Below are 15,191 nucleotides of genomic sequence, written 5' to 3'. Positions count from 1 at the left end.
TTCTATCGGCAGAAGTCGATTGACGCGGCTGGCGTAGTTCGGCCAGATCGATCCATGAAAATGCGCACTCTTGGGCTCGCGATCCTTGCCATTGGCCTGTTGGGCAGCACCGTCGTCCGGGCAGAGGTGACGCTGCTGAACGTGTCCTACGATCCAACGCGGGAGCTGTATGCCGACATCAACAAGGCCTTCGCCGCCGATTGGAAGGCGAAGACTGGGGAGGCCATCACCATCCGTTCGTCGCATGGCGGATCCGGCGCGCAGGCACGGGCGGTGATCGACGGGTTGGAAGCAGACGTCGTCACCCTGGCGCTGCAGCCGGATATCGATGCCATCGCTGAGCGGGCGCATCTGCTGCCGACCGATTGGCAGAGCCGTCTGCCGAACCATTCGGTGCCCTACACCTCCACCATCCTGTTCGTGGTTCGGAAGGGTAATCCGAAGGGCATCCATGATTGGGGCGACCTGCTAAAGCCCGGCGTGCAGGTGATTACGCCGAACCCCAAAACCTCCGGCGGCGCGCGGTGGAATTACCTGGCTGCCTGGGGCTACGCGCTGAAGCAACCCGGCGGCACGCCCGAGAAGGCGAAGGCTTTCGTGCGGGATCTGTTCTCCCACGTGCCCATACTGGACAGCGGCGCGCGTGGCGCCACCATAACCTTCGCCCGGCGCAACCAGGGTGACGTGCTGCTCGCCTGGGAGGACGATGCCAATCTGGCAGTGCGCGAACTCGGCGAGGGCAAGTTGGAGATCGTCGCACCCTCGATGTCCATCCAGGCCGAGCCTGTGGTGGCGCTGGTGGACCAGGTGGTCGCCAAGCACGGCACCGCGAAAGAAGCCGCAGCCTATTTGCAGTATCTGTACTCCCCCGCGGCGCAGGAGATCGATGCCAAGCATTTCCTCCGCCCGACCGACAAGGCCGTAATGGCTCGCTACGCCGGCCAGTTTCCGACCATCACAACCTTCACGGTGGATGAGGTGTTCGGTAGTTGGAAGAAGGTGCAGGCGGAGCAGTTCGGCGATGGCGGTGTGTTCGACCAGATCTACCAGCCGGTGAAGTGAGCCGCGCCAACGCCCAACGCCGGGCTGCCCGGCGCGGGGTGCTGCCCGGGTTCGGGCTGACGTTCGGGATCACGACGACCTATCTGACGCTGATCGTGCTGATCCCGATCGCCGGGCTGGTGCTGCGCGCCGCCGGGTTGGGGCCATTGGGGGTGTGGCAGGTTATCAGCGCCCCGCGGGCGCTGGCGGCGTTCCGGGTCAGTTTCGTGATTGCGGCCCTGGCAACACTGGCCAATATGCCGATCGGGCTACTGCTGGCCTGGACGATGGTGCGCTATCGCTTTCCCGGGCGGCGGATGCTGGACGCGCTGGTGGATCTGCCGCTGGCGCTACCGACCTCGGTCGCCGGGGTGGCGCTGACGGCGTTGTATGTGGATGACGGTTGGCTCGGCGGCCCGCTGGCGGCGCTTGGGCTGAAAATCGCGTTCACCCCGCTGGGGATCTGGGTCGCGCTACTATTCGTCGGCTTGCCCTATGTCGTGCGGACGGTGCAGCCGGTGCTGATGGAGTTGGACCGCCGGACGGAGGAAGCGGCGCTGACGCTGGGCGCGCGGCCGGGCCAGGTGTTCGCCCGCGTGGTGCTGCCCCCGCTATTGCCCGCGTTGCTCGCTGGCGCCGGGTTGGCGTTTGCCCGGGCGGTGGGGGAATACGGCTCCGTCATCTTCATCGCGGGCAACCGGCCCGGCGTGTCGGAGATCGTGCCGCTGCTGATCGTGGGCAAGCTCGAACAATATGACTACGCCGCCGCTGCCGCGCTTGGCGCCACGATGTTGCTGGCGGCGCTGCTGATCCTGCTGGCGCTATCCGCCGTGCAGAGCCGGGCCGTACGCCTGTGGATGCGCACCGTTGCAGCATAGCCGCGTCACCGGCATCGGCGAACGCCCGGCGCTTCGGATCGTCCTGGTGGCTTGCACCATGGTGCTGATGGTGCTGATCCTGGTGATGCCGCTCGCCGTGGTGCTGGTGGAGGCCTTGCGCCGGGGCATCGGCAGCTACGCGGAGGGGATCTCCTCGCCCGATGCGTGGGACGCCATCCGGCTGACAGTGCTGGTGGCGGCGATTGCGGTGCCGCTGAATACGGTGTTCGGCCTCGCGGCAGCGTGGTGCCTGACGCGCTATCGCTTTGCCGGGCGGGCAGCGCTGATGGCGCTGACGGCGCTGCCGTTTTCCGTCTCGCCGGTGATATCGGGGCTGGTCTGGGTGCTGCTGTTTGGCTTGCAAGGGTGGTTTGGCCCATGGCTGCGGGCGCATGACGTGCAGATCATCTTCGCCCTACCCGGCATCGTGCTGGCGACCGTGTTCGTGACAGTGCCGTTCGTGGTGCGCCAGGTAATCCCCATCATGCAGGCCCGCGGCGATGACGAGGAATTGGCGGCGCTGACCCTGGGTGCGAGTGGCTGGCAGATTTTTCGACGCATCACCCTGCCCCGAGTGCGCTGGGGTGTGCTAAACGGCGTGTTGCTGTGCAATGCCCGCGCAATGGGCGAATTCGGCGCGGTGTCCGTCGTGTCTGGCCACATACGTGGGCTTACGGTCACGATGCCGCTGCATATCGAGATTCTGTATAACGACTATAATTTGCCCGCGGCCTTCGCCATGGCGTCGCTGCTGGCAGCGATGGCACTGGTGACATTGGGTGTGAAGGCGCTGCTGGAACGAAGGCAGACCGCCGGCGTTTAGCGATCACAACTCAGTCAACGCCGGGTCTGCGGGGTGGGTGCCATGTTCCTGCCCTAACTCTGGCACTCAATCCCGCCGACGCCGTTGGGGATCCAATCGACCGATGAAACCACTTCACGCCTGCCTTGCTGCCGTTTTGCTCGCTACGACCGCGATTTCGCCCGCCTATGCTCAGCGCGGGGTTGGCGGTGGCCATGGCGGCGGCGGCCATTTCGGCGGCGGAGGTGGCCCGCACTTCGGTGGTGGGGGTCCACATTTCGGCGGTGGACCACGTTTCGGCGGTGGGGGTCCACATTTCGCCGGTGGGCCACGGTTCGGCGGCGGCGGACTTCGCGGCCCGGGGCCACGCGCGTTTGCTGGGCCAGCCTTTCACAGCGTTCGCGGGCCAGGTTTTGGCGAGCCGGCCTTCCGCGGGCGGGGTTTTTCCGGCCCAGCGTTCCGAGGCCCAGCCTTCCGAGGCCCAGCCTTCCGGGGTCAAGAGTTCCGAGGCCCAGGTTTTCGGGGCCCGGCTTTGGCAGGGGGATGGGGCTATCATGCCTATGATTGGCAGCGCGACTGGGGCTGGGGTGGCGCAGGCGTCGGGCTAGCGGCACTGGCGCTCGGCACGGTTGCTGTCGCGGGCTACGGCGTGCTGCTGGCGCCACCGGCCTACGTGGTGCCGCCCCCGGTTTACTTCGCCCCGCCCCCGATCATCCTGGGTTTGCCGGCGATACAGCCACCGTTGCCCCTGTATGCGGCCGCCCCTGTGCCAGTCGTGACAGAGGACGTCGGCCCGTTGATTGGCGCCGCCTATGCGCCGCCAGTCATGGTAGTGCCGCCGCCGCAGGTGGTAGCCGAGGCCGGGCCACCGCCGATCATTCCGACGCCTGACAGCTGCGGTCTGGTGATTTCGCCTCCCATTTTGGCGGACGCCTCGATCCCGCCGAGCTACCGCACTGGCGGCTATATCAGCGGCGGCTACGTAATCCCGGCGGTCGCGGTCGTTGCGGCACGTCGAGTTGTTCAGTACCGCACCGTCACCCGCTACTACGCGCCCCCGCCGCCCGCGCCCTATGTGGTATTTGAACCGCCGCCGCTGTTCATCGGGCCGCATTGGCATCACGGCTGGGGTGGTTGGCATCACCGCCACTGGTAGCGCCGACCCGGATCGCCGTTCCTTCTTCCGACTCCTGCACCGACGAGGCATTGACATGACATCATCTTTACTCCGCACAAGCATTGCGGCGGTTGCGCTTTCGTTCGGCCTGTGTGGCGCGGCGTTCGCTCAGGCGCCGGCGGCCACCCCCGCAGTGGCCGCGACGCCGGCCCCTGCACCTGCCCCCGTGCCGGCACCGAACCCGGCGGTCGAGCAGCGGATCAATGCGCTGCAGTCGCAATTGGGGATCACCCCGGCGCAAACGCCGCTGTGGAGCGCCTTCGCACAGGCTATGCGGGAGAACGCAGCGACGACGGAGCAGTTGTTCCAGCAACGTGCCAGCGCCGCCGTGACGATGAGCGCGGTGGACAACATGCATTCCTACGCCACGCTGGCGAAGACCTATGCGGACGATACGGCGTCGTTGTCGACCGCCTTCGACAGCCTATACGCCAGTCTATCGCCGACTCAGAAGCAAGCCGCGGACACGTTGTTCCGCCAGCAGGCGACAGCGAAGAAGCGCTAGCCTACTGGAAGCGGCCCGGCCGATACGGCGCCGGGTCTACGCAGGGCGCTGTCCCGCTGACGAGATCGGCCGCCAGCCGACCCGTCACCGGGCCAGATGCCAGGCCGATATGCCCGTGCCCGAAGGCGTGAACCACATCCGTGCAGCCGCTTGCCAGCCCGATCACCGGCAGGCCGTCGGCGATAGAAGGACGATGGCCCATCCAACTTGTGACCCGGTCGGGCGGTAGGTCACGGGGTAGGCCAGGATAGGTGCGGAGAGCGTAGTCGCGCAGGATATCCGCCCGGCGCCAGTTTGGCTCCGCGTCCAGCCCGGCCAATTCGATCTGCCCTGCCACGCGGAGCGCCCCTCCGGTAACGGTGTTCGCCATTTTGCCGTCGCTGGGCATGATCGGGCGGCGGGGCGTCACTTCCGGCGCGGAGATGGCGACGTGATACCCGCGTTCCGTCTCCAGCGGTATCGTATCGCCGACGGCTGCTGCGAGTTTGGCCGAATGGGCGCCGGCGGCGATGACGGCACGGTCGGCGGCGATCTCCGAGCCATCGGTTTCGACGGCCTGCAACCGCCCGTGCTGCACGCGAAAGCCTGTGGCGTTGGCAGTGACGCGGCGCAGACCCAAAGTTTCGGCGTAGGCGACCAGGCCCGCAACGTATCCGCCGGGATCCAGGCAGTGCGCCCCCGCCTCCACCAGTACACCGAATGTATAGCGGCGATCCAGCGACGGCTCTTGCTGCCGTAGCTCGTCGGCATCCAGCTCGATCCATTCCACGCCGTTTTCCCGGCGCAAGCGCCAGGCCAGCGCCTCTGCCTCAAAATCGGCTAGGCTGGGGAACACATATAGCAGGCCTTGCCGGGCGACGAGATGAGAGATCCCCGCCTCCTCGGCCAGGCGGCGGTGCCGGTCGGGTGAGTCGGTGACCAGCGGGCGCAGCGCCCGCGCCGTCGCCTCTACCCTGGCCACGGTCGACCCGGCGCGCAGAAAGCGGACCAACCAGGGCAACAGCTTAGGCAAATAGCGCCAACGGATCGCCAGCGGCCCCAGCGGGTCGGCAAGGTATCCCGGCACCTTTTTCCACATGCCCGGCACCGAGACGGGCACGACAGACGACGGACTGAACCAGGCCCCGTTGCCGAAACTGGCCTGGTGCCGCCCGCCGGGTGCATCCGGCTCTACGAGGACTACCCGGTGACCGTCACGCAGCAACTCGATCGCGCAGCATGCCCCGATAATCCCGCCGCCAATGACTGCGACGGTATGAACGGAGGCCTGCTTCAATCGACCGGGCGCACCATGGCGATGGGGAATTCGCCCTCGATCAGGTCCTTCGATTCAGCGACCAGCGTCTTGAAGTGCGGCTGCTGCATGTGCTGCTTCAGCGCGTCCCGGCTGGCGTAGTGCTCGATGAAGATGAAGTGGCCCGGCGTCTTGATGTCCTCGTTCAGCACATAGGACATCACACCTTCGTCGCCGCGCGAGGGTGTGACGGCGGCATGCAGCACCTTGCGCAGCGCATCTGCCAGCCCCGGCTTCGCACGGCACTCCGCCACGACGAACAGGGGCTGGGTGTCGGACATACCTACGCCCCTGCTACGGCCCGCCGGGTCATCACGCCGATAAGATGGGCGCGATACTCGGCGCTGGCATGGATGTCGCTGTTGAGCCCGTCGGCCGGGGTGACGATGCCCTTGATGGCGTCCGCGGACCAATTGGTGGCTAGCGCCTGCTCCATCGCAGTGTGACGGAAGACGCCGTCCTGCGCCGCACCGGTAATTGCGACGCGTATCCCGGCTGGTCCCTTGGCCACGAAGACGCCGACCATGGCGTAGCGGGACGCCGGGTTACGGAACTTCTCGTAGTTGCTCTTTTCCGGGATCGGGAATTCGATCGCAGTCACGATCTCCTCAGGCGCCAGGGCCGTGGTGAACATGCCCTGGAAATACTCGTCCGCAGGGATCCGGCGCTGGTCGGTCACGATGGTGGCGCCGATCGCCAGCACCGCGGTGGGATAGCACGCAGATGGGTCATTATTTGCCAGCGAGCCGCCCATGGTGCCGCGATGCCGCACCTGGGTGTCGCCGATCCATGACGCCATCTTTGCCAAGCCGGGGATGCGCTTCTGGATATCCGGGTTCGACATGATGGCGTTATGCGTCGTCATGCCGCCGATGGTGATCTTGTCGGGCGCCGACGTAATGCCCGACAGGCCGAGCCCGTTCAGGTCCACGATGACGGACGGCTTGTTCAGTCGCTGCTTCAGCACGGGGATGAACGTCTGGCCGCCCGCGAGCAGCTTTGCCTCCGTATCATCGGCCAACATCTTCACTGCGTCGGACACGGAGGCCGGGGTTTGGAATGCGAAATCGTACATGGCCTGCCTCCCTTATTCCGCCGCCTGCGCCATCGGATGCATCAGCTTCTGCGCCGCATCGATCGCTTTGACGATGTTGTGGTAACCGGTGCACCGGCAGAGATTGCCCTCCAGCCCGTGCCGGATCTCGTCTTCGGTCATGCCTTGGGGGTGCATGTTCACCAGGTCGATCGCGCTCATCACCATGCCCGGCGTGCAAAAGCCGCATTGGAGGGCGTGGTGTTCGCGAAACATCTCCTGCATCGGGTGCAACGTTCCGTCGGCCGCTGCGAGTCCCTCGATCGTGGTGACCATTGCACCCTCGGCCTGCATGGCCAGCATGGTGCAGGATTTCACGCTGTAGCCGTCGATGTGTACGACGCAAGCGCCGCATTGGCTGGTGTCGCAGCCCACATGGGTGCCGGTGAGGCTCAGCTTTTCCCGCAGCAACTCTACCAGCAAGGTGCGCCCCTCAACTTCGACGGTATGTGGCGTGCCGTTCACCGTCAGGCTTACCTGGGGCATGGCGTCTCTCCCGAATTCGCGATCTGTTACTCTAGAGTGTGGCGCGGGGGGCCAGTCGGTCAAGGGCGAGCGCCCGGGCGACGGCTCAGGCGACCGCCAACTCGCCGAGATATGCCTCACGAATCACGGGATTGACCCGCATTTCCGCGGCACTTCCGGACAGTACGACCTTTCCGGTTTGCAGCACGTAGGCACGGTGGGCGATCTGCAGCGCCATATTGGCGTTCTGCTCGACCATGAAGATGGTCATACCCTGACGGTTGATCGTCTGAATGATCTCGAATGTCTGTTCTACGAAAAGCGGCGACAGGCCCATAGAGGGTTCGTCCATGCAGATCAGCCGCGGGCGGGCCATCAGGGCACGGCCGATCGCCACCATCTGCTGCTCTCCGCCGGAAAGGGTGCCGGACAGCTGGCTGCGGCGTTCCTTCACGCGCGGGAACAGGGTGTAGACCTTTTCCAGATCCTCCAGGAACTCCGGCCCCTTCTTGCGTGTGTACGCGCCCATTTCCAGATTCTCATACACTGTCATGCGCGGGAACAGCCGCCGCGCCTCCAACACCGGCGCCAGGCCGCGCTTCACCCGCTCGGCGGTGGACAGCTTTTCGATTGGCTTACCATCGAACAGCACGGTGCCGGTGGTGGGGCGCACGACACCCATGATCGTCTTCATCGTGGTGGATTTGCCGCAGGCATTGCCGCCCAGCAGACACACGATCTCTCCGGCGGCGATATTGTAGTTCACGTCCTTCAACACGTGCAGGTCGCCGTAATGCGTGTTGACGTCGCGGAATTCCAACAGCGATTGCGACGAGGTGGTGGCGTCAAGCAACGGCAATATCCTTCACGGCAGCGTGGGCCCGGCCCAGATAGGCGTCGAGCACCGCCTCGTTCCGGCGCACCTCGTCGGGCAGCCCCTCGGTCAGCTTCTCGCCATGGTCCAGCACGACGACCGTGTCGGCCAACCGGGTGACGACGTCGAGCTTATGCTCGATCACCAGGATCGACAGGCCCAACGTATGCAGTTGCTTCAGCTGCTCCGCCAGTTCCATGGTTTCTGCCGGGTTCATGCCGGCGGTAGGCTCGTCCAGCATCAGCAAGCGCGGGCCGGAGGCGAGTGCGCGGGCGATCTCGACCCGGCGGCGGTTGGCGTAGGACAGATTGCCCACCGCCTGGTTTACGCGCGGAACCAGGCGGTTGCCAAACAGGGATAGGATTTCCATCACCCGCTCGCGCGCCATGAGTTCCTCCCGCTTCGTGGCGGGCAGGCGAAGGATGGAGCGGACGGCGCCGGACTGCATTCGGCTGTGGGCGCCGACCAGCACATTGTCCATCACCGACAGGTTCGGGAACAGGCGGATGTTCTGGAACGTGCGTGCCAGCCCCGTCTGTAGGATCTGGTGCGAGGGCAGCCCGGTAATGTCTTTCCCACCGAAGCGGATGCTGCCGCTTGCTGGCGGGGTCAGCCCGGTAATGACGTTGAACAGGGTCGATTTGCCCGAACCATTCGGCCCGATCACCGCCAGCACCCCGCCTTCGGGCACTGTGAGCGTCATCGAGTTCAGCGCCACCAGGCCGCCGAACCGCACGGTGATGTCCTTGATCTCCAGCAGCGGCTTGCCGCGGGCGGTCGGCGGGGCGATGCCCGGCAGGGCGAAGGCAGTTACCCGCTCCACCACGGCGTGCTGCTGCTCGAACGTCAGGGCGGCTTCCTTGCGATGAGCGGGGATCAAGCCGTCGCGCCGATAAAGCATCATGAGAACCAGCACGATGCCGAAGATCAGCTCGATCGATTGCACCAGGTCGATCTTCTGCATCGCGTCGTTGCCGATGAGCGCGCCGAGTTGGTGCAGCCAATCGGTAAGATCTGGCAGGAACCAGGATTGCAGCAATTGCAACACCATGGCGCCCAACACAACGCCCCAAACGCTGCCCATGCCGCCCAGCACGACCATGACCAGGATCATGACCGAGACGGGGAAGCCGAACATCTCCGGCGTCGCGGTTTGCAGCTTGGACACGTAGAACGTGCCTGCCATGCCGGCAAAGGACGCTCCGATAGCGAAGGCCAGCAGCTTGTACCGCACCAGGTTGACGCCCATTGCCCCGGCGGCGATCTCGTCCTCGCGGATTGCCATCCAGGCGCGGCCGATCCGGCTGTCCCGCAATCGGAGGCTGACGAAGATGAGCGCCGCCACCAGCGCCACGATCACGTAGTAATAGGGTGTCGCGTCCACGCCGAAGCTGGTGCCAAAGATGCTCGGCGGCGCCACGCCGTTGAGTCCCGAAGCGCCGTTGGTCACGCTGGTCCAGTTGCGCGCCACGATCGGCACGATCTCACCGAAGCCGAGGGTGACGATAGCCAGGTAGTCGCCCCGCAGCCGCAGCGTCGGTGCGCCGAACACGATGCCACACCCGGCAGCCACTGCGCCCGCTAGCGGCAACGCGAGCCAGAACGACAGCGTGGTGTGCACCACGTCCACCGCGCCCTGCCCCGGCATGCGCGCCACGAGGCCCAAGAATGCAAACGGCTCCCAAAAGCTGGACCAGTCCGGCTGCAGCTGGAACGACGACAGGACGCCATAGACGTAGGCGCCGATGGCGAAGAACGCGGCGTAACCGAGGTCCAGCAGCCCGGCCATGCCAACGACGATGTTCAACCCAAGCGCCAGCGCCGCGTAGGACAGCGCATTTGCCAACGAGTCGATGTCGGCGTCGTCGCCATGGATCAAAGGGAAGATGATCGCGATGAGGGCGACGGCGCAGGTAGCCGCCGAACGTCGCCGGGCCGGGGCCATGCTGGCGAACGGCCGGCCGAGGGTGGATGCGATCGACATTAGGATTTGTTCGGCGCAACGCGCCCCAGCAAGCCGGCGGGTCGGAACACCAACACCAGGACTAGCAACGAGAAGATGATGACGTCAGTCCATCGCACGGCGACCACCTGTCCACTCAGCGTTTCGATCAGGCCGATGATCATGCCCCCCAACATGGCGCCCGGCACGTTGCCGATGCCGCCCAGCACTGCCGCGGTGAACGCTCGCAACCCGGCGCTATAGCCGATGACGAAGCTGGTGAAGTTGTAATACAGACCGAAGATCATGCCTCCAGCGCCTGCCAAGGCCGAGCCGAGGAAGAAGGCGGTCATGATCACCCGGTCGACCTCCACCCCCATCATCCGAGCCGCATCCGGGTCCTGCGCAGTGGCGCGCATCGCCTTACCCATCTTGCTACGCCGGGTGAACACATACAGCCCGGCCATCAGCGCGAGCGAGATCACCCAGATGAGGATTTCCCGCAGCCGCAGCACCGCCCCGCCGATCGCAAAGGTCAACGGCGGCAATGGGTTCGGGTAGTTCTTGGTATCGGTTCCGAGGAAAAGCAGCACCAGGTTGAACAGGATGTAGGACACGCCGATCGTCGTGATCATCGCCGACGGCCCCTTCACACCGCGAAGCGGCCGCAGGGACAATCGCTCGATCACGACGCCGAGGAACCCGCAACCGACCATGGCGACCAGCAGCGCCACCACCAGCACACCCACCAACGGCCAGCCCGACATGAGCGTGGACTGGCCGGAGATACCAAACGCCTCAAGCACATACAGAGCGATGTACGATCCCACCATGAAGACGTTGAAGTGGGAAAAGTTGATCAGCTCCATAATGCCGTAGACGAGTGTGAACCCAAGGGCGATGAGGGCATACATCGCTCCCAAGCTCACACCATTGATGATCTGCTGTACCAGGAGGTCGGTCGCGGTCACGGGCGGGCGCTCAGCTCTGCGGGGCCACCCCGATGTATTTGAACTGCGCGGCTACATCGTCCAGTGGCTGCTTATCGTCCTGCTTCACTTGGAACACGCTGACGATCTTGCTGTTGACGTCGCCATTCGTGTCGTAGGTGATCTCGCCCTGCAAGGTCTTGAACTTGCCGACTTGAATGGCGTCGCGCACCGCCTCGCGTGTTACCGGCTTGCCGGCAGCAGCGAGGGCACGGATGCATTCGATGATGATGGTCGCGGCGTCGTAGGAGGTGATGGAGTAGTCTTCCGGGGCAGCGCCATACTTCTTCTTGAACGCCGCCATCCAGGTCGAAAGTTTGGTGTCCTCCGTCATATGAGGAGCGGCGATGGTGGCATACCAGCCGTCCATGGCGGGGAAGCCGGCGCCCTTCAGCAGGTCACCGCCGTACAGGCCATCACCACCGGCCTTCTTGATGTTCGGCAGGATATCGTAGCTCTGCTTCACCAACTTCACGCCGGCGGTGCCAACGCCGCCGTAATACAGGCTGTCCGCATTCATCGACTTGATCTTGGTCAGGATCGCCGAATAGTCGGCGGCCTTCGGGTCCAGCTGGTCACGACCCAGCACCTTCACACCCTTTTCGGCAATCCGCTTTTGAAAGGCGTCGGCCATGCCGACGCCGTAGGCGCCCTGGTCGTCCAGGATGTAGATCGCCTTGACGCCCAGCTTGGTGGCCATGAAATCGGCCATGTTCGGGCCCTGATAGGCATCCGTGGTGACAGTGCGGAAATAGACCGGCTTGCCAGCAGGGCGATACTGCGCGGCAAATTTCGGATCCGTCAGGTCCGGGTTGGTGGAGGCGGGCGTGATGATGGCCAGGCCGCCCTGGCTCAGAATCGGGGCCATTGCCTTGCCGGCACCGCTCATCTGTGGGCCGACGGCGCCGACGACCAGCTTGTCGGAGACGAATTTGCGCGCGTTGGTTGCGGCCTGCGCCGGGTCATACTGCCCTGCGGTGGCGGTTGCGTCGTCCAACACGACCGCTTCCAGCTTGTATCCCTTTACGGTGCCCTTGGCGTTCGCCTCGTCGATCGCCATCAGCGCGCCGTCGCGCATGCGGGCGGCGCTCTCGGCATCGCCACCTGTTAGCGAGAAGTTAATCCCAATCTTGATGACCTTGTCGGCCGCATAGGCGTGGCCGCCCAGCGTGGTGGCGATTGCGGTGCCGGCAAACAGGCCGACGGCAGAACGGCGGGTGATCATCGCAGAAAGCTCCTGAGGCATGAGTCTGGCGCATAGACGGTATGCGGACAGTGAAACAGCCGAAGGTTTCGCGCTAGTGGGAAATTTATGTAGCCGCCTTGAAGCCGCATACAGCCGGTCGCGCGCGTTGCCAATTTGACGCCAAAGCTGCGCTTTCGAAGGTTGCGCGGGCACCTAGCTCTGACGAGGACGCCAGGACGGCCCGTGACAACGGGCCAGTGCTTAACAAAAAGTGACAACGGCGCATCGGAGGAGTCTTTGCCTGATTGCGTTATATCCGACGACGAGTAACGCGGAGCGTCACGCTACGCCCCTGACGAACCTTGAAGCCACGTCACTCATACTGATAACGTGCCCCGTTAATGAGACCCGCTGTCGCAAAAGATATGCCACCCCGGTCGAGTTCGCTCATAAACGATCCATTTAACCGAGGATCGTCCTTCATGCTGAGGATGTCGTTCGCCCCTCCACCGCCTGCTTTCATAGACCGTCCGGGGCGTCTATCACTGCCGCGACACACCGACATGCCGGCCGCCGACTTCCTGGGATAGCGTTCATGACTGCCCGCATTCTTATTGTCGACGATGTCCCGGTGAATACGAAGCTGCTCCAGGCGAAGCTAGTGGCGGAGTATTATCAGGTAGAAATTGCCCATAGCGGAGCGGACGCCATTCGGCTCGCCCACTCGTGGCAACCCGACCTGATTCTGCTGGATGTTGTGATGCCGGAGATGGATGGTTATCAAACCTGCCGGCGCCTGAAATCGGATAACCAGACAGTCCACATTCCCGTCGTGATGGTGACCGCCCTCGCCGACCCAACGGAACGCCTGCAGGGGCTGGAAGTTGGTGCCGACGATTTCCTGACCAAGCCACTGGATTATGACACGCTGCTCGCCCGAGTTCGCGGGTTGGTGCGGCTGAAGCGGCTGTTGGACGAATGGCGGGTCCGCAGTGAAACCGCGCATGCGCTGGGCCTTTCCAATGGACCATGGACCGAATTTTCTGTCGCCGGAGCACGCGCGCTGGTGGTGGATGATTTGGATATCGGTGCGCTCGGCATACAGGACGCGCTGTCGCGGGAGGGTATCGTGCCCACGCGCGCCCGCAGCGAGGCCGAGGCGTTGGAGATTTGCGGCCAGATCAACTTCGACCTGATCGTGCTCAGCCTCTCCATTGCCGGTAATGACCCGCTTCGCCTCGCCTCCCGTCTTCGGGCGGAACGGGCGACGCAGGAGATTCCGCTGCTTCTCGTGGCAGAGTTCGAACAGCGGGACCGGCTGTTGCGCGGCTTCGACCTGGGCGCCAATGACTGGGTGACGCGCCCGGTCGACGATAATGAATTGCGGGTGCGCGCCCGCAACCAGATTCGCCGCAAATTCTACCAGGACCGGCTGCGCGCCGATCTGAGCCACGCGCTAGAGCTTGCACTGACGGACCCGCTGACCGGCCTGTACAACCAGCGTTACCTGACCCGGCATCTCGCCAGCCTAATCGCCGCCGAGCCGGCCGCGCTAGTTGCGCTCATGATCGACATCGACCACTTCAAGTCGGTGAACGATCGCTGGGGCCATGCCGCCGGCGATACCTTGCTGAAGCAGGTGGCGGATACGCTGCGTAGCCGCACGCGGGTGTTCGACAGCCTCGCACGCTATGGCGGGGAGGAATTCGTCGTGATTATGTCCGGCACCTCCGCCGATGAAGCGACGCGCGCGGCGGAGCGGCTGCGTCTGGCGATCCAGAACATGGAATTCTACCCGGAGGCGCACAGCCAGCATCGGCTGACCATCAGCATCGGGCTGTCCCGTAGCACCCGAGTGGGTGTGACGTCCGAAGAATTGCTGGGGGCCGCGGATCGGGCGCTCTACCGGGCCAAACACCAGGGCCGTAACCGCGTCGAGGTTGAGCTAGTCGACAATTAGCGCGCCGTTACCGTGTGATTAATCCGGATGCGAGATGCTGTCCCTTGTGTCAGGGAGTTTGACGGTGTCCGAACAGCCGAAGGATAGCATACAGCTGCGACGGACAGATAACAGCGAACGATTCGTCGCCTTTGCCTTCGCCGCGGCCGATCTCGTGGCCGAGGTCGACTCGGCCGGGTCCATCACATACGCCGCCGGAGCGTTTCGCAGCAAACTCGGTTCGTTACCCGAATCTTGGGTTGGGCGTAGCCTATACGACATGATCGCCCCGGCGGACCACGAGGCACTCGGGTCCGCCTTGACAGTTCTTGGAGAGCGCGGGCGGTTGCTGCCCTGCGCAGTTCGCCTGGCAAATCAGCAACGCAGTCAGGTGGCGCTGGCCGGTCTTCGCCTGGCCGCGGCCGGACGGCCGATGCGGCTTTGTGTCACCTTTGCCCTACCGCCCACGCCGATGGGCGATACCGTGCAGGGCAGATCGGTGAGCGCCCTGGCACGCGCCACCGAGATGCGGATGCGGGCCGGGTTGGCCTGCGAAATGGGTCTGTTGGAGATCGAAGGCAACGGCGTCGACGCCGTTGGGCCGGTTTTGGAAGCGCTGGTGCCCGATGCGATGGCCAGCGAGATCGCACCCGGCCGATTCGGTCTGCTCGGCCCCGATGCGAGCGGCGCGAACCTGATCGAAGTCGCCGCATCGCTGGAAGCGCTGCTGCGCGACCACGGGGTCAGCGCCACCGTGTCGTCCCGCGCGCTGTCGCTGGATGCGGAGGGGCTAAGCCAACGCCAGGCGGCGCGCGCGCTGCGCCAGGCATTGGACGTATTTGCCCGGCAAGGCATGACAGGGCTCACCTCCGCGGGCTTCGCCGGCGGGCTCGCCAGCTACGTGCAGGGCGCGATGGAGCATGCCGGTGCGATGCGCCGCGCGATCGTGGAGCGCCGGTTCGAGCTGGTCTATCAGCCGATCATGACCCTCTCCGCCCGGCAGATG

15 protein-coding genes are annotated in these 15,191 nt (G+C 64.7%); 7 read left to right on the top strand and 8 right to left on the bottom strand.

Annotated elements, in window-relative coordinates; genetic code table 11:
* Positions 1 to 54: 54 nt before the first annotated feature.
* The 5 genes from GSQ76_RS14260 to GSQ76_RS14240 all read left to right on the top strand — a co-directional run bounded on the left by GSQ76_RS14260 (position 55) and on the right by GSQ76_RS14240 (position 4,403).
* A complete protein-coding gene (locus GSQ76_RS14260; RefSeq protein ID WP_158744579.1) occupies positions 55 to 1,062 on the top strand; it encodes a sulfate ABC transporter substrate-binding protein in 1,008 nt (335 codons plus the stop codon).
* Complete coding sequence (cysT, locus tag GSQ76_RS14255) at positions 1,059 to 1,919, top strand: sulfate ABC transporter permease subunit CysT (protein ID WP_158744578.1); 861 nt, start codon at positions 1,059 to 1,061, stop codon at positions 1,917 to 1,919. Before GSQ76_RS14260 ends, cysT begins: the two co-directional genes overlap by 4 nt.
* A complete protein-coding gene (gene cysW / locus GSQ76_RS14250; protein WP_256366983.1) occupies positions 1,909 to 2,742 on the top strand; it encodes a sulfate ABC transporter permease subunit CysW in 834 nt (277 codons plus the stop codon). Before cysT ends, cysW begins: the two co-directional genes overlap by 11 nt.
* A gap of 511 nt (positions 2,743 to 3,253) precedes the next feature.
* Entirely contained in the window at positions 3,254 to 3,877 is a 624-nt protein-coding gene (locus GSQ76_RS30890; protein WP_174247349.1) for a hypothetical protein, read from the top strand.
* Positions 3,878 to 3,932: 55 nt separating this feature from the next.
* Entirely contained in the window at positions 3,933 to 4,403 is a 471-nt protein-coding gene (locus GSQ76_RS14240) for a Spy/CpxP family protein refolding chaperone (RefSeq protein WP_158744577.1), read from the top strand.
* Between the two features lies 1 nt (position 4,404).
* Here GSQ76_RS14240 and GSQ76_RS14235 read toward each other — a convergent pair whose 3' ends face one another.
* The 8 genes from GSQ76_RS14235 to GSQ76_RS14200 all read right to left on the bottom strand — a co-directional run bounded on the left by GSQ76_RS14235 (position 4,405) and on the right by GSQ76_RS14200 (position 12,285).
* Positions 4,405 to 5,679, bottom strand: a complete 1,275-nt coding sequence (locus GSQ76_RS14235; RefSeq protein ID WP_158744576.1) for an FAD-binding oxidoreductase — start codon at positions 5,677 to 5,679, stop codon at positions 4,405 to 4,407.
* Complete coding sequence (locus tag GSQ76_RS14230; protein WP_158744575.1) at positions 5,676 to 5,978, bottom strand: putative quinol monooxygenase; 303 nt, start codon at positions 5,976 to 5,978, stop codon at positions 5,676 to 5,678. The genes GSQ76_RS14235 and GSQ76_RS14230 overlap by 4 nt, the downstream gene beginning before the upstream one ends.
* Before the next feature lie 2 nt (positions 5,979 to 5,980).
* Positions 5,981 to 6,772 carry a xanthine dehydrogenase family protein subunit M gene (locus GSQ76_RS14225; protein WP_158744574.1) on the bottom strand — a complete coding sequence of 264 codons (792 nt, stop codon included), beginning with the start codon at positions 6,770 to 6,772 and terminating at the stop codon, positions 5,981 to 5,983.
* Positions 6,773 to 6,784: 12 nt separating this feature from the next.
* Positions 6,785 to 7,276 (bottom strand): (2Fe-2S)-binding protein, encoded by a 492-nt coding sequence (locus tag GSQ76_RS14220; protein WP_158744573.1) that lies wholly within the window; start codon positions 7,274 to 7,276, stop codon positions 6,785 to 6,787.
* A gap of 85 nt (positions 7,277 to 7,361) precedes the next feature.
* Positions 7,362 to 8,108 (bottom strand): ABC transporter ATP-binding protein, encoded by a 747-nt coding sequence (locus GSQ76_RS14215; RefSeq protein ID WP_254070409.1) that lies wholly within the window; start codon positions 8,106 to 8,108, stop codon positions 7,362 to 7,364.
* Positions 8,101 to 10,113: an ABC transporter permease subunit gene (locus tag GSQ76_RS14210; protein WP_158744572.1), complete on the bottom strand. Its 2,013-nt coding sequence runs from the start codon at positions 10,111 to 10,113 to the stop codon at positions 8,101 to 8,103. Before GSQ76_RS14210 ends, GSQ76_RS14215 begins: the two co-directional genes overlap by 8 nt.
* The gene (locus GSQ76_RS14205; RefSeq protein ID WP_254070408.1) at positions 10,113 to 11,042 is read right to left on the bottom strand and encodes a branched-chain amino acid ABC transporter permease; all 930 of its coding nucleotides are present in this window, start codon (positions 11,040 to 11,042) and stop codon (positions 10,113 to 10,115) included. Before GSQ76_RS14205 ends, GSQ76_RS14210 begins: the two co-directional genes overlap by 1 nt.
* Positions 11,043 to 11,052: 10 nt before the next feature.
* Positions 11,053 to 12,285: a branched-chain amino acid ABC transporter substrate-binding protein gene (locus tag GSQ76_RS14200; RefSeq protein WP_158744571.1), complete on the bottom strand. Its 1,233-nt coding sequence runs from the start codon at positions 12,283 to 12,285 to the stop codon at positions 11,053 to 11,055.
* A gap of 556 nt (positions 12,286 to 12,841) precedes the next feature.
* Between GSQ76_RS14200 and GSQ76_RS14195 the strand changes: the two genes are divergently transcribed.
* Together GSQ76_RS14195 and GSQ76_RS14190 are read left to right on the top strand one after the other, a co-directional pair.
* Positions 12,842 to 14,206: a PleD family two-component system response regulator gene (locus GSQ76_RS14195; protein WP_158744570.1), complete on the top strand. Its 1,365-nt coding sequence runs from the start codon at positions 12,842 to 12,844 to the stop codon at positions 14,204 to 14,206.
* Positions 14,207 to 14,270: 64 nt separating this feature from the next.
* Positions 14,271 to 15,191: PAS domain-containing protein (locus tag GSQ76_RS14190; protein ID WP_158744569.1), on the top strand; the 921-nt coding region annotated here is incomplete at its 3' end.

Source organism: Acidisphaera sp. L21, assembly GCF_009765685.1.
GTDB lineage: Bacteria > Pseudomonadota > Alphaproteobacteria > Acetobacterales > Acetobacteraceae > LMUY01.
This window is presented reverse-complemented; position numbering and strand designations above follow the sequence as displayed.

Coding starts and splice junctions, on each gene's coding strand:
- GSQ76_RS14240 (WP_158744577.1), top strand. CDS start 3,933: ATGACATCATCTTTACTCCGCACAAGCATTGCGGCGGTTGCGCTTTCG.
- GSQ76_RS14230 (WP_158744575.1), bottom strand. CDS start 5,978: ATGTCCGACACCCAGCCCCTGTTCGTCGTGGCGGAGTGCCGTGCGAAG.
- GSQ76_RS14200 (WP_158744571.1), bottom strand. CDS start 12,285: ATGATCACCCGCCGTTCTGCCGTCGGCCTGTTTGCCGGCACCGCAATC.
- GSQ76_RS14225 (WP_158744574.1), bottom strand. CDS start 6,772: ATGTACGATTTCGCATTCCAAACCCCGGCCTCCGTGTCCGACGCAGTG.
- GSQ76_RS14210 (WP_158744572.1), bottom strand. CDS start 10,113: ATGTCGATCGCATCCACCCTCGGCCGGCCGTTCGCCAGCATGGCCCCG.
- GSQ76_RS14195 (WP_158744570.1), top strand. CDS start 12,842: ATGACTGCCCGCATTCTTATTGTCGACGATGTCCCGGTGAATACGAAG.
- GSQ76_RS14220 (WP_158744573.1), bottom strand. CDS start 7,276: ATGCCCCAGGTAAGCCTGACGGTGAACGGCACGCCACATACCGTCGAA.
- GSQ76_RS14260 (WP_158744579.1), top strand. CDS start 55: ATGAAAATGCGCACTCTTGGGCTCGCGATCCTTGCCATTGGCCTGTTG.